We start from the raw sequence: 16,396 nt of genomic DNA, 5'->3' as shown, positions 1-16,396 counted from the left end.
ACCTTTGCATAAATATGAATAATCATCAAAACGCCATCTTTCATCAAATTACAAACTTTTTAAAAACACCCTTAGCCCTGCTAGGAGTGGATTTAAAAAATTTCCAATTTAATAAAATCTGTCATTTTGCTAATCATCCCTATTTATGCAAAGGTCTCTTAGAGGAATAAGTAAATTATGTATAATAATCAGTTATTACAACCAAAGGACAACCCCATGCCAGGACAAACAAAATACTTCATCAGCAACACCAACGGCTTCTTCGTCAACTGGTATTCCGATATCACCGGACTTGAATCTCACGGACAAGCATTAAAAGCATCTGGCAATAGTGGAGACGATGCCGTCTATGTAGGACAAGGCACCAAAGTCGATGCAACAGGGCTTACTTCAACAGGTGGCAATGATTCAATTTATTTAACCGGCACTTTTAACAACTACGAACAAACACTAGATGGCAATACCTACACCTTCAAAAGAACTGTTAATATTAACGGTACTGAATACCAAGAAGAAGTCTCCTTCACAGCCTCTAATGGCGACAAGGTTTATTTTGCAAATGGTTTTGTTAAGATTGATATAACCGGCAATGACGGGCTATTAAATTTAAATACAGGCGCTTTTAAGAGAATTGAATCCACTGATATTGACAACAGTGAGTCAACTCCAGGTTTGGGGATTGGTTTAAGTATTACTGATGACAAGTCCGACACCGCTAAAGTTGGTGAAGTTATTACCTATACCTTTACCTTTGATGAAGCAGTTACAGATTTTGATATAAATGATATTACAGTTACAGGCGGTACAAAAGGTACTTTTACCTCTGTTAATGGTAGTGAAAGCGTCTATACTTTAGAACTAACCCCTCCTGCAAACAGTAAAGGCATAATAAGCCTTACAGTAGCCGTTGATGCTGCTACTTCTAAAGTTAACACAGCACTAAAATCAGTTGCTGCCAGCAATAATCAAAGTTTTGATACTCAAGCCCCAACTTTGATTATCAGCGATGACAAGGCTGATACTTTAACCCTTAAAACTGGCGATACAATCACCTATACCTTTACCTTTAGTGAAGCAGTAACAGGTTTTGATAAAAGTGTTATCAACATCAGCAATGGTGCTATTAAGACAGGTACTGATTTAATTGCCAGCACAACACCTGCTGATGCAGGTAAAGTCTATACCTTGACCGTTGTACCTAGCAGTGACCTAGATGTAGGTTCTAACTTAACAGTGTCAGTGTCTGCTAATCCTGCAATTACAGACAGTGCGGGCAATGCTTACAGCACAACAGCAGCAAATAACGAGCAAGCAATTGACACCAAAGCCCCAGTAGCAGAACTCAGTGGCAATATGGCACCTAATGCAAACTTAACGATGACCTTTTTAGAGGCAGTTACAATAAACACAGCAGGCAGTATTGTCATTTATGATAAAGCCAACTCTGACACTCTTATTACGATTGATATAGCTAACCAAGTTAGTCTTGATAGCACCAAAAAAATTATCACTATTAATCCAGGTAGTGATTTAATAGTCAATAAGAATTACTATGTCAAAATTGATGCAGGCACTTTTAAAGATACTGCAGGTAATAATTATGAGGGTATTGACAGCAATAGTGGTTGGGGCTTTCTGGTCTCTTCATTCACCACCACAGCACAATGGGTAGATGCAAGCGGTAACTCTGTTAGCGACAATGGTATCAATGCCAGTGAATCTAGCACACTTGCCATTCAAGGCACATTAACAAATTCTGGCGGTGCAGCAGGCGTTGTTATCAGTGCTATTACATTTAAAGCAGCCAGTGGAACAGCCAATGACAAAGTTGTAGATACCAGTAACCTACCCACTTTTGCATCTGCCAATGGTACCGAATGGACATTAGCCAATAGTAAAATACCGGCTTTAGTCAGTGGCGAGACCTACACAATTGAGATAAATTTATCTTCAGCAGGTGGTGGCACAAGCACAGGTGGCAATACCACCCCTGTTTTAATTGACACTGCTGCCCCAATCATAACAGGCTGGGCAGTCAACTCACCAACAGATGGGCAATCAGGCTTTAAAGTGGATGATGTTATTGAGTTAACCATGACAACCAATGAAGCACTCTCGTTAAGCAATGCTACCAGTAGCAAAGTGACCATTGGTAATAAGGAATTTACACTAGATACCGGCAAAGGTGCCGCCAAAGCAGGGGCATCAGTAGATGAGTTAAAACAATTATTCTTTACTTACACTGTCAAAGTCGATGATAGTATCAATAAAGCAGATTTTGAGATTACCAATGAAAGTGCAATTACCTTGACAGGGGTAACCGATGTAGCAGGTAATATAGTTGCCACCACAGGTACTTATCCTGTTGAATTAGACCGTAATGTTGATGGTGTTGTGCCAACTATTGGAGACATTACACTAAACTGGGGAGATATTTTAAACGCTATTGAAGACAACAGCAATGGCACTGTAACAGTTGCTACAACTGGTGTAGAAAACAATCAAGAAGTCTCACTAGTTATTAACCAAAAAACTTATACAGGTACTGTTACCAACAATAGTGCAACCATTATTGTTGCAGCCACAGATTTACAAGCATTAACCCATGGACAAACTTACAGCTATAAAGTCAATATAAAAGATACTGCTGGTAACCCAGCGATAGAGAAAATAGGTGATTTTAAAGTTGATACGGTTGTGCCAACCTTGACCATTACCGATAATGAAGACGCTACAACCAAAGCAGGTGAAGAAATCATCTTTACCTTTGCCTTTAACGAGGCAGTAACAGAGTTTACCAAAGAGGACATTGTTATTACTAATGGCGCTATTAAAAATGGTGCTGATTTAGTATTGGTTACCACAGGTGTTAATGCCAATAAAGCCTATACCTTAGTTGTTGTGCCTAATACAGATACCGAAGGCAATTTAGAAGTTAGCGTTGCTGCTGATAAATTTGTAGATATTGCTGGCAATAGAAATACGGTTGCAGCGAGTGATACTCAGGTTATTGATACCCTTGCGCCAAATGCACTCACTGCAACAGCACTTATTTCAGCTGAATCTAATGATGTGGTAGTGGACAACACTGCCCCAATCCTAACAACACAAGCTTCGGCCGAATTGGGTGAAACCTCAGACCTGATACTTGATTTTAATGAAGACATTCAAGCAGGTAGTACAGGTAGTATTGTTATTAAAGGTAGTGATGATGGAGTAATAGCAACCATTAATATTACTGAGACAACTAAATTCAGCATTGCTGGCGATAAACTCACCATTGATGTGTCAGCATTAGGTTTAACTGATAATAAATTAACCCAAGGCAGTTACTATATCACCATGGATGCAGGCACAGTAACTGACATAGCGGGTAACGATGCTGCTGCCATTACTAAAGATACTAACCAATGGGTATTTGCAACCAAAGCACTTTTTACCACAATCGCTTGGATAGGTGCCGATGATAACTACATTAATGATAGTGAAAAAGACGCAACCGCACTCTCAGGCACAGTAGCGGGAGCAGGTACCTTATCTATTACTAAGATTGAGTTTTTTGAAGGTAGTAATACAGTAGGCACAGCAATAACTTCAGGATTACCAGCTGTTGCAGCTGACGGCACTTGGGCACTCGCACATTCTGCTATGCCATCTGAATTAGCCGGTGGAAAAACCTACACGGCTGTAGTAACGCTTAGTGATGGCACCAATTCAACAATTAGCACTAGCACAGCAGTAACTTATGACACCATTAACCCAACCCCAATCACGACCAATCCATGGACTCTAAGCGATATTCCAGCAGGACAATCTGCTTTTAAGGCAGGCGATGTTATCAGCCTAACACTGACAATGAGCGAGACCTTGAAACTTAATAACACCACAGGCTCTAAAGTGGTCATTGCAGGCAAAGACTTTGTTTTGGATAAAACCGCCTCTACAACTGCAGGTGATAAGAAACTGGTGTTTAAATATAGTGTTCAAGCTGGAGATAGCATTGCCGCTACAGACTTTGATATTGACAATCCAACAAGCGATATTACGCTAAATAATATAACAGATGTCGCAGGTAATGCACCAGTATTTACCGCTGATAGAGTAGTGTTGACTAAGACTAAGCTTGAGTATATTGAAAAAATAGGTTTGGGCAATAATCCTTTTGAGGGTATTGATGTGGGGGATCGCTCCAAACCAACCCTAGCCGATATTGACGGCGATGGCGACCTAGATTTGGTGGTGGGTGAGATTAGTGGCACTCTTAAATACTATCAAAATACAGGCACCACTTCTAACCCTGCTTATGAAGTAAAAACTGGAGATGACAATCCTTTTAATGGCATTGATGTGGGGAATCTTTCCGCACCAACCCTAGCCGATATTGACGGCGATGGCGACCTAGATTTGGTGGTGGGTGAGTATTATGGCACCCTTAAATATTATCAAAATACAGGCACTACTTCTAACCCTGCTTATGAAGCAAAAACTGGAGATAGCAATCCTTTTGATGGCATTGATGTGGGGGATCGCTCCAAACCAACCTTAGCCGATATTGACGGCGATGGCGACCTAGATTTGGTGGTGGGTGGGGCTTATGGCACCCTTAAATACTATCAAAATACAGGCACTACTTCTAACCCTGCTTATGAAGCAAAAACTGGAGATGACAATCCTTTTAATGGCATTGATGTGAGGTATTATTCCACACCAACCTTAGCCGATATTGACGGCGATGGCGACCTAGATTTGGTGGTGGGTGAGCAGAATGGCACCCTTAAATACTATCAAAATACAGGCACTACTTCTAACCCTGCTTATGAAGCAAAAACTGGAGATGACAATCCTTTTAATGGCATTGATGTGGGGCTTTACTCCAAACCAACCCTAGCTGATATTGATGGTGATGGCGACCTAGATTTGGTGGTGGGTGAGAAGAATGGCACCCTTAAATATTATTACAATCAACAACCTTCTTCTGTAGATGGACAAGCCCCAACTCCAACGGCTACTAACTCATGGACTCTAAGCAATATTCCAGCAGGACAATCTGCTTTTAAGGCAGGGGATGTTATCAGCCTAACTCTGACAATGAGTGAGACCTTGAAACTTAATAACACCACAGGCTCTAAAGTGGTCATTGCAGGCAAAGACTTTGTTTTGGATAAAACCGCCTCTACAACTGCAGGTGATAAGAAATTGGTGTTTAAATATAGCGTTCAAGCTGGAGATAGCATTGCCTCTACAGACTTTGATATTGACAATCCAACAAGCGATATTACGCTAAATAATATAACAGATGTCGCAGGTAATGCACCAGTATTTACCGCTGATAGAGTGGTGTTGACCAAGACTAAGCTTGAGTATATTGAAAAAACAGGTTTGGGCAATAATCCTTTTGAGGGTATTGATGTGGGGATTGTTTCTGCGCCAACCTTGGCTGATATTGACGGCGATGGCGACCTGGATTTGGTGGTGGGTGAGACTTATGGCACCCTTAAATACTATCAAAATACAGGCACTACTTCTAACCCTGCTTATGAAGCAAAAACTGGAGATGACAATCCTTTTAATGGCATTGATGTGGGATATTATTCCAAACCAACCCTAGCCGATATTGACGGCGATGGCGACCTAGATTTGGTGGTGGGTGGGAGTGATAGCACCCTTAAATACTATCAAAATACAGACACTACTTCTAACCCTGCTTATGAAGCAAAAACTGGAGATGACAATCCTTTTAATGGCGTTGATGCGGGATTACCAATCCTAGTCGATATTGACGGCGATGGCGACCTAGATTTGGTGGTGGGTGGGAGTGATGGCACCCTTAAATACTATCAAAATACAGGCACTACTTCTAACCCTGCTTATGAAGCAAAAACTGGAGATAGTAATCCTTTTAATGGCATTGATGTGGGATATGCTTCCTCACCAACCCTAGCCGATATTGACGGCGATGGCGACCTAGATTTGGTGGTGGGTGAGTTTTATGGCACCCTTAAATACTATCAAAATACAGGTACTACTTCTAACCCTGCTTATACAGCAAAAACTGGAGACAGCAATCCTTTTGATGGCATTGATGTGGGGATTTATTCCGCACCAAACTTGGTCGATATTGACGGCGATGGCGACCTAGATTTGGTGGTGGGTGAGGAGAATGGCACCCTTAAATATTATTACAATCAACAATCTTTTTTTGTAGATGGACAAGCGCCAACTCTAACAACACAAGCCAGCGTTATCTTAGAGGAAACCTCAGATTTAGTGCTTGACTTTAGTGAAAATATTAAAGCAGGTACGGGCAGTATTCTCATCAAGAATAGTAGCGATGTAACAGTAGCAACTATTAATATCGCTAGTGATACAAATAAATTTAGCATTGCTGGCGATAAACTCACCATTGATGTGTCAGCATTAGGTTTAACTGATAATAAATTAACCCAAGGCAGTTACTATATCACCATGGATGCAGGCACAGTAACTGACATAGTGGGTAACAATGCTGCTGCCATTACTAAAGATGCTAACCAATGGGTATTTGCAACCAAAGCACTTTTTACCACAATCGCTTGGATAGGTGCCGATGATAACTACATTAATGATAGTGAAAAAGACGCAACCGCACTCTCAGGCACAGTAGCGGGAGCAGGTACCTTATCTATTACTAAGATTGAGTTTTTTGAAGGTAGTAATACAGTAGGCACAGCAATAACTTCAGGATTACCAGCTGTTGCAGCTGACGGCACCTGGACACTCGCACATTCTGCTATGCCATCTGAATTAGCCGATGGAAAAACCTACACGGCTGTAGTAACGCTTAGTGATGGCACCAATTCAGCAATTAGCACTAGCACAGCAGTAACTTATGACACCATTAACCCAACCCCAATCACGACCAATCCATGGACTTTAAGCGATATTCCAGCAGGACAATCTGCTTTTAAGGCAGGGGATGTTATCAGCCTAACTTTGACAATGAGTGAGACCTTGAAACTTAATAACACCACAGACTCTAAAGTGGTCATTGCAGGCAAAGACTTTGTTTTGGATAAAACTGCCTCTACAACTGCAGGTGATAAGAAATTGGTGTTTAAATATAGCGTTCAAGCTGGAGATAGCATTGCCGCTACAGACTTTGATATTGACAACCCAACAAGCGATATTACGCTAAATAATATAACAGATGTCGCAGGTAATGCACCAGTATTTACCGCTGATAGAGTAGTGTTGACTAAGCTTGAGTATATTGAAAAAACAGGTTCGGGCAATAATCCTTTTGAGGGTATTGGTGTGGGGAGTGCTTCTGCGCCAACCCTGGCTGATATTGACGGCGATGGCGACCTAGATTTGGTGGTGGGTGAGAGGAATGGCACCCTTAAATACTATCAAAATACAGGCACTACTTCTAACCCTACTTATGAAGCAAAAACTGGAGATGACAATCCTTTTAATGGCATTGATGTGGGGCGTTCTTCCTCACCAACCCTAGCCGATATTGACGGCGATGGCGACCTAGATTTGGTGGTGGGTGAGAATGATGGCACCCTTAAATACTATCAAAACACAGGCACTACTTCTAACCCTGCTTATGAAGCAAAAACTGGAGATGACAATCCTTTTAATGGCATTGATGTGGGGCGTTCTTCCTTACCAACCCTAGCCGATATTGACGGCGATGGCGATCTAGATTTGGTGGTGGGTGAGGCTTATGGCACCCTTAAATACTATCAAAATACAGGCACTACTTCTAACCCTGCTTATGAAGTAAAAACTGGAGATAGCAATCCTTTTAATGGCATTGATGTGGGGCATTATTCCACACCAACCCTGGCCGATATTGACGGCGATGGCGACCTAGATTTGGTAGTGGGTGAGGATTATGGCACCCTTAAATACTATCAAAATACAGGCACTACTTCTAACCCTGCTTATGAAGCAAAAACTGGAGATGACAATCCTTTTAATGGCATTGATGTGGGATATTCTGCCAAACCAACCCTAGCCGATATTGATGGCGATGGCGACCTAAATTTGGTGGTGGGTAAGTATGGTTATGATGGCACCCTTAAATACTACTACAATCAACAACCTTCTTCTGTAGATGGACAAGCCCCAACTCCAACGGCTACTAACTCATGGACTCTAAGCAATATTCCAGCAGAACAATCTGCTTTTAAGGCAGGGGATGTTATCAGCCTAACTTTGACAATGAGTGAGACCTTGAAACTTAATAACACCACAGGCTCTAAAGTGGTCATTGCAGGCAAAGACTTTGTTTTGGATAAAACTGCCTCTACAACTGCAGGTGATAAGAAACTGGTGTTTAAATATAGCGTTCAAGCTGGGGATAGCATTGCCGCTACAGACTTTGATATTGACAACCCAACAAGCGATATTACGCTAAATAATATAACAGATGTCGCAGGTAATGCACCAGTATTTACCGCTGATAGAGTGGTGTTGACCAAGACTAAGCTTGAGTATATTGAAAAAACAGGTTCGGGCAATAATCCTTTTGAGGGTATTGATGTGGGGTATGTTTCTGTGCCAATCTTGGCTGATATTGACGGCGATGGCGACCTAGATTTGGTAGTGGGTGAGAATGATGGCACCCTTAAATACTATCAAAACACAGGCACTACTTCTAACCCTGCTTATGAAGTAAAAACTGGAGATAGCAATCCTTTTAATGGCATTGATGTGGGAAATACTGCCTCACCAACCCTAGCCGATATTGATGGCGATGGCGATCTAGATTTGGTGGTGGGTGAGCGTGATGGCACCCTTAAATACTATCAAAACACAGGCACTACTTCTAACCCTGCTTATGAAGTAAAAACTGGAGATAGTAATCCTTTTAATGGCATTAATGTGGGGGATTTTTCCAGACCAACCCTAGCCGATATTGACGGCGATGGTGATTTAGATTTGGTAGTGGGTGAGGCTGATGGCACCCTTAAATACTATCAAAATACAGGTACTACTTCTAACCCTGCTTATGAAGCAAAAACTGGAGATGACAATCCTTTTAATGGCATTGATGTGGGAGATTCTTCCAAACCAACCCTAGCCGATATTGACGGCGATGGCGACCTAGATTTGGTGGTGGGTGAGAGTGATGGCACCCTTAAATACTATCAAAATACAGGCACTACTTCTAACCCTGCTTATGAAGCAAACATTGGAGATGACAATCCTTTTAATGGCATTGATGTGGGGCGTTATTCCGCACCAGTCCTAGCCGATATTGATGGCGATGGCGACCTAGATTTGGTGGTGGGTAAGTATGATGGCACCCTTAAATACTACTACAATCAACAACCTTCTTCTGTAGATGGACAAGCCCCAACTCCAACGGCTACTAACTCATGGACTCTAAGCAATATTCCAGCAGGACAATCTGCTTTTAAGACAGGCGATGTTATCAGCCTAACTTTGACAATGAGTGAGACCTTGAAACTTAATAACACCACAGGCTCTAAAGTGGTCATTGCAGGCAAAGACTTTGTTTTGGATAAAACTGCCTCTACAACTGCAGGTGATAAGAAACTGGTGTTTAAATATAGTGTTCAAGCTGGAGATAGCATTGCCGTTACAGACTTTGATATTGACAATCCAACAAGCGATATTACGCTAAATAATATAACAGATGTCGTAGGTAATGCACCAGTATTTACCGCTGATAGAGTAGTGTTGTCTAAGATTGAGTATATTGAAAAAACAGGTTCGGGCAATAATCCTTTTGAGGGTATTGATGTGGGGTATGTTTCTGTGCCAATCTTGGCTGATATTGACGGCGATGGCGACCTAGATTTGGTAGTGGGTGAGGATTATGGCACCCTTAAATACTATCAAAATACAGGCACTACTTCTAACCCTGCTTATGAAGCAAAAACTGGAGGTGATAATCCTTTTGATGGCATTGATGTGGGGGATTATTCCGCACCAGTCCTAGCCGATATTGATGGTGATGGCGACCTAGATTTGGTGGTGGGTGAAGGTAATGGCACCCTTAAATACTATCAAAATACAGGCACTACTTCTAACCCTGCTTATGAAGCAAAAACTGGAGATAGCAATCCTTTTAATAGCATTGATGTGGGGGATGTTTCCGAACCAACCCTAGCCGATATTGACGGCGATGGCGACCTAGATTTGGTGGTGGGTAAGGATGATGGCACCCTTAAATACTATCAAAACACAGGCACTACTTCTAACCCTGCTTATGAAGCAAAAACTGGAGGTAGCAATCCTTTTAATGGCATTGATGTGGGGAATATTTCCGTACCAACCCTAGCCGATATTGACGGCGATGGCGACCTAGATTTGGTGATGGGTGAAGGTAATGGCACCCTTAAATACTATCAAAATACAGGCACTACTTCTAACCCTGCTTATGAAGTAAAAACTGGAGATAGCAATCCTTTTAATGGCATTGATGTGGGATATTCTTCCAGACCAACCCTAGCCGATATTGATGGCGATGGCGACCTAGATTTGGTGGTGGGTAAGTATGATGGCACCCTTAAATACTACTACAATCAACAACCTTCTTCTGTAGATGGACAAGCGCCAACTCTAACAACACAAGCCAGCGTTATCTTAGAGGAAACCTCAGATTTAGTGCTTGACTTTAGTGAAAATATTAAAGCAGGTACGGGCAGTATTCTCATCAAGAATAGTAGCGATGTAACAGTAGCAACCATTAATATCGCTAGTGATACAAATAAATTTAGCATTGCTGGCGATAAACTCACCATTGATGTGTCAGCATTAGGTTTAACTGATAATAAATTAACCCAAGGCAGTTACTATATCACCATGGATGCAGGCACAGTAACTGACATAGCGGGTAACGATGCTGCTGCCATTACTAAAGATACTAACCAATGGGTATTTGCAACCAAAGCATTTTCTACCACAATCGCTTGGATAGGTGCCGATGATAACTACATTAATGATAGTGAAAAAGACGCAACCGCACTCTCAGGCAAAGTAACTGGAATAGGTACTTTAACGATTACCAAAATTGAGTTTTTTGAAGGTAGTAATACAGTAGGCACAGCAATAACTTCAGGATTACCAGCTGTTGCAGCTGACGGCACTTGGGCACTCGCACATTCTGCTATGCCATCTGAATTAGCCGATGGAAAAACCTACACGGCTGTAGTAACGCTTAGTGATGGCACCAATTCAGCAATTAGCACTAGCGCAGTAGTAACTTATGACATCATTAACCCAACCCCAATCACGACCAATCCATGGACTCTAAGCGATACTCCAGCGGGACAATCTGCTTTTAAGGCAGGGGATGTTATCAGCCTAACTTTGACAATGAGTGAGACCTTGAAACTTAATAACACCACAGGCTCTAAAGTGGTCATTGCAGGCAAAGACTTTGTTTTGGATAAAACTGCCTCTACAACTGCAGGTGATAAGAAACTGGTGTTTAAATATAGCGTTCAAGCCGGAAATAGCATTGCCGCTACAGACTTTGATATTGACAACCCAACAAGCGATATTACGCTAAATAATATAACAGATGTCGCAGGTAATGCACCAGTATTTACCGCTGATAGAGTGGTGTTGACCAAGACTAAGCTTGAGTATATTGAAAAAACAGGTTCGGGCAATAATCCTTTTAATGGCATTGATGTGGGAGGTTATTCCACGCCAAACTTGGCTGATATTGACGGCGATGGCGACCTAGATTTGGTGGTGGGTGAGCAGAATGACACCCTTAAATACTATCAAAATACAGGCACTACTTCTAACCCTGCTTATGAAGCAAAAACTGGAGATAGTAATCCTTTTAATGGCATTGATGTGGGATATTATTCCAAACCAACCCTAGCCGATATTGACGGCGATGGCGACCTAGATTTGGTGGTGGGTGAGGTTTATGGCACCCTCAAATATTATCAAAATACAAGCTCTACTTCTAACCCTGCTTATGAAGCAAAAACTGGAGATAGCAATCCTTTTAATGGCATTGATGTGGGAAGTGATTCCTCACCAACCCTAGCCGATATTGACGGCGATGGTGACCTAGATTTAGTGATGGGTAAAGGTAATGGCACCCTTAAATACTATCAAAACACAGGCACTACTTCTAACCCTGCTTATGAAGCAAAAACTGGAGATGACAATCCTTTTAATGGCATTGATGTGGGATATTATTCTTCACCAACCCTAGCCGATATTGACGGCGATGGCGACCTGGATTTGGTGGTGGGTGAGAATTATGGCACCCTTAAATACTATCAAAATACAGGCACTACTTCTAACCCTGCTTATGAAGTAAAAACTGGAGATAGCAATCCTTTTAATGGCATTGATGTGGGGCGTTATTCCGCACCAGTCCTAGCCGATATTGATGGCGATGGCGACCTAGATTTGGTGGTGGGTGAGAATAATGGCACCCTTAAATATTATTACAATCAACAACCTTCTTCTGTAGATGGACAAGCGCCAACTCCAACAGCTACTAACTCATGGACTCTAAGCGATATTCCAGCAGGACAATCTGCTTTTAAGGCAGGGGATGTTATCAGCCTAACTTTGACAATGAGTGAGACCTTGAAACTTAATAACACCACAGGCTCTAAAGTGGTCATTGCAGGCAAAGACTTTGTTTTGGATAAAACCGCCTCTACAACTGCAGGTGATAAGAAACTGGTGTTTAAATATAGCGTTCAAGCTGGAGATAGCATTGCCGCTACAGACTTTGATATTGACAATCCAACAAGCGATATTACGCTAAATAATATAACAGATGTCGCAGGTAATGCACCAGTATTTACCGCTGATAGAGTAGTGTTGGCTAAGACTAAGCTTGAGTATATTGAAAAAACAGGTTCGGGCAATAATCCTTTTGAGGGTATTGATGTGGGGATTGTTTCTGCGCCAACCTTGGCTGATATTGACGGCGATGGCGACCTAGATTTGGTGGTGGGTGAGAGTAATGGCACCCTTAAATACTATCAAAATACAGGCACTACTTCTAACCCTGCTTATGAAGCAAAAACTGGAGGCAATAATCCTTTTAATGGCATTGATGTGAGGTATCGCTCCAAACCAACCCTAGCCGATATTGACGGCGATGGCGACCTAGATTTGGTGGTGGGTGAGAATCATGGCACCCTTAAATACTATCAAAACACAGGCACTACTTCTAACCCTGCTTATGAAGCAAAAACTGGAGATGACAATCCTTTTAATAGCATTAATGTGTGGATTTATTCCGGACCAACCCTAGCCGATATTGACGGCGATGGCGACCTAGATTTGGTGGTGGGTGAGAATCATGGCACCCTTAAATACTATCAAAACACAGGCACTACTTCTAACCCTGCTTATGAAGTAAAAACTGGAGATAGCAATCCTTTTAATGGCATTGATGTGGGAAATTCTGCCTCACCAACCCTAGCCGATATTGACGGCGATGGCGACCTAGATTTGGTGGTGGGTGAGCTTTATGGCACCCTTAAATACTATCAAAATACAGGTACTACTTCTAACCCTGCTTATACAGCAAAAACTGGAGACAGCAATCCTTTTGATGGCATTGATGTGGGGCTTTATTCCGCACCAAACTTGGCCGATATTGACGGCGATGGCGACCTAGATTTGGTGGTGGGTGAGGAGAATGGCACCCTTAAATATTATTACAATCAACAACCTTCTTCTGTAGATGGACAAGCGCCAACTCTAACAACACAAGCCAGCGTTATCTTAGAGGAAACCTCAGATTTAGTGCTTGACTTTAGTGAAAATATTAAAGCAGGTACGGGCAGTATTCTCATCAAGAATAGTAGCGATGTAACAGTAGCAACTATTAATATCGCTAGTGATACAAATAAATTTAGCATTACCAATGATAAACTTACTATTGATGTATCAGCATTAGGTTTAACCAATAATAAACTTACCGTAGGCAGTTACTATTTAGAAATGAACTCTGGTGCTATGACGGATATGGTAGGCAACGATGCACTGGGTATTGCTAAAAACAGCAACCAATGGGCATTTGAAACCATCGTTCTTACTACCGACATTGTTTGGGCAGGTGCCGATGATAATTACATTAATAATAACGAGAAAGATGCAACCACACTCTCAGGCACAGTAGCGGGAGCAGGTACCTTATCTATTACTAAGATTGAATTTTTTGAAGGCAGTAATTCAGTGGCTACAGTTTCAAGTTTGCCAACCATTGCGGATGATAAAACTTGGACACTGGCACATGCCAATATGCCGTCTGAATTAGCCGATGGAAAAACCTACACGGCTGTAGTAACGCTTAGTGATGGCACCAATTCAGCAATTAGCACTAGCACAGCAGTAACTTATGACATCATTAACCCAACCCCAATCACGACCAATCCATGGACTTTAAGCGATATTCCAGCAGGACAATCTGCTTTTAAGACAGGCGATGTTATCAGCCTAACACTGACAATGAGTGAGACCTTGAAACTTAATAACACCACAGGCTCTAAAGTAGTCATTGCAGACAAAGACTTTGTTTTGGATAAAACCGCCTCTACAACTGCAGGTGATAAGAAACTGGTGTTTAAATATAGCGTTCAAGCTGGAGATAGCATTGCCGCTACAGACTTTGATATTGACAATCCAACAAGCGATATTACGCTAAATAATATAACAGATGTCGCAGGTAATGCACCAGTATTTACCGCTGATAGAGTGGTGTTGGCTAAGACTAAGCTTGAGTATATTGAAAAAATAGGTTTGGGCAATAATCCTTTTAATGGCATTGATGTGGGAGGTTATTCCACGCCAATCTTGGCTGATATTGACGGCGATGGCGACCTAGATTTGGTGGTGGGTGAGAGGAATGGCACCCTTAAATACTATCAAAATACAGGCACTACTTCTAACCCTGCTTATGAAGCAAAAACTGGAGGCAATAATCCTTTTAATGGCATTGATGTGGGGTATCGCTCCAAACCAACCCTAGCCGATATTGACGGCGATGGCGACCTAGATTTGGTGGTGGGTGAGAGTAATGGCACCCTTAAATACTATCAAAATACAGGCACTACTTCTAACCCTGCTTATGAAGCAAAAACTGGAGGCAATAATCCTTTTAATGGCATTGATGTGGGGTATCGCTCCAAACCAACCCTAGCCGATATTGACGGCGATGGCGACCTAGATTTGGTGGTGGGTGAGAATAATGGCACCCTTAAATACTATCAAAACACAGGCACTACTTCTAACCCTGCTTATGAAGCAAAAACTGGAGATGACAATCCTTTTAATGGCATTGATGTGGGATATTCTTCCAAACCAACCCTAGCCGATATTGATGGCGATGGCGACCTAGATTTGGTGGTGGGTGAGCTTTATGACACCCTTAAATACTATCAAAATACAGGTACTACTTCTAACCCTGCTTATACAGCAAAAACTGGAGACAGCAATCCTTTTGATGGCATTGATGTGAGATATTCTCCCTCACCAACCCTAGCCGATATTGATGGCGATGGCGACCTAGATTTGGTGGCGGGTAAGAATGATGGCACCCTTAAATACTACTACAATCAACAACCTGTTTCTGTAGATGGACAAGCTCAACAACCTCTGTCTGTAGATGAACAAGTTCCAACCTTTACAGAAAAAACCAGCGATACCAATGTCTTAGGCGAGCCTTCAAATCTAGTAATTGAGTTTTCTGAAAACATCAAAACAAATGGTGGCATTGTTGAAATCTGGAATAGTGCAGAAAAAGTTGCAACTATTAGCATTACTAATGCTAATATTAGCGACACAACACTCACTCTTAACCCAAGTAGTTTAACTTCAGGTGTTTATTACATCAAAATGGCATCAGGCGTTATAACTGACACCTCGGGTAATGACTTTGCAGGTATTGATAATACCTCAGGTAAAACTTGGGCATTTGCATATAATTTTTATATCGGCACCGATAACGCCGATACTATAACGGGTAGTGCAGGTGACGATACTATAAATGGTGGTGCAGGCAACGACACTATAAATGGCGGTGCAGGCAGTGATATTTTTGTTTATGCAAGTACAGATAATGGCGAAGACACCATAACTGGCTTCATATTTGGTGCTGGTGGTGATAAATTAGATTTAAAAGATTTTATTACTGCTAGTGGTAACCAAGCGACACTTTTTGCTAATATTGATAAATATATTACAGTGTTAGATACTGGCACTGCAGGTAGTGCCAAACTAACGATTGATGCTGATGGCACGGTTACAGATGATGTTGCTGATTTGGTTATCAATCTACAAGGGGTTTCTGGTATTGGTGGCTCCTCTACTCCCGACACAGTTGCATTAGGGCACTTTATAACTGATAATCTTATTCTTGTATAAAGTAAGACACCTATAAAAA

Annotated in this window: 2 protein-coding genes; both read left to right on the top strand. The window is 41.7% G+C overall.

Annotated elements, in window-relative coordinates; all coding sequences use genetic code 11:
* Positions 1 to 14 precede the first annotated feature (14 nt).
* The gene (locus AB8525_RS08910; RefSeq protein ID WP_369151063.1) at positions 15 to 170 is read left to right on the top strand and encodes a hypothetical protein; all 156 of its coding nucleotides are present in this window, start codon (positions 15 to 17) and stop codon (positions 168 to 170) included.
* 46 nt (positions 171 to 216) lie between these two features.
* Positions 217 to 16,377 (top strand): FG-GAP-like repeat-containing protein, encoded by a 16,161-nt coding sequence (locus AB8525_RS08905; protein ID WP_369177467.1) that lies wholly within the window; start codon positions 217 to 219, stop codon positions 16,375 to 16,377.
* The last annotated feature ends 19 nt before the right edge of the window (positions 16,378 to 16,396 follow it).

This window comes from Candidatus Thiodubiliella endoseptemdiera (genome assembly GCF_964212635.1).
GTDB lineage: Bacteria > Pseudomonadota > Gammaproteobacteria > PS1 > Pseudothioglobaceae > Thiodubiliella > Thiodubiliella endoseptemdiera.
Note: the sequence above shows the minus strand (reverse complement) of the source record. Positions and strands in the feature narration are given on the sequence as shown.

Excerpts from the sequence above, each read along its gene's own strand:
- AB8525_RS08910 (WP_369151063.1), top strand. The coding sequence starts at position 15 with ATGAATAATCATCAAAACGCCATCTTTCATCAAATTACAAACTTTTTA.
- AB8525_RS08905 (WP_369177467.1), top strand. The coding sequence starts at position 217 with ATGCCAGGACAAACAAAATACTTCATCAGCAACACCAACGGCTTCTTC.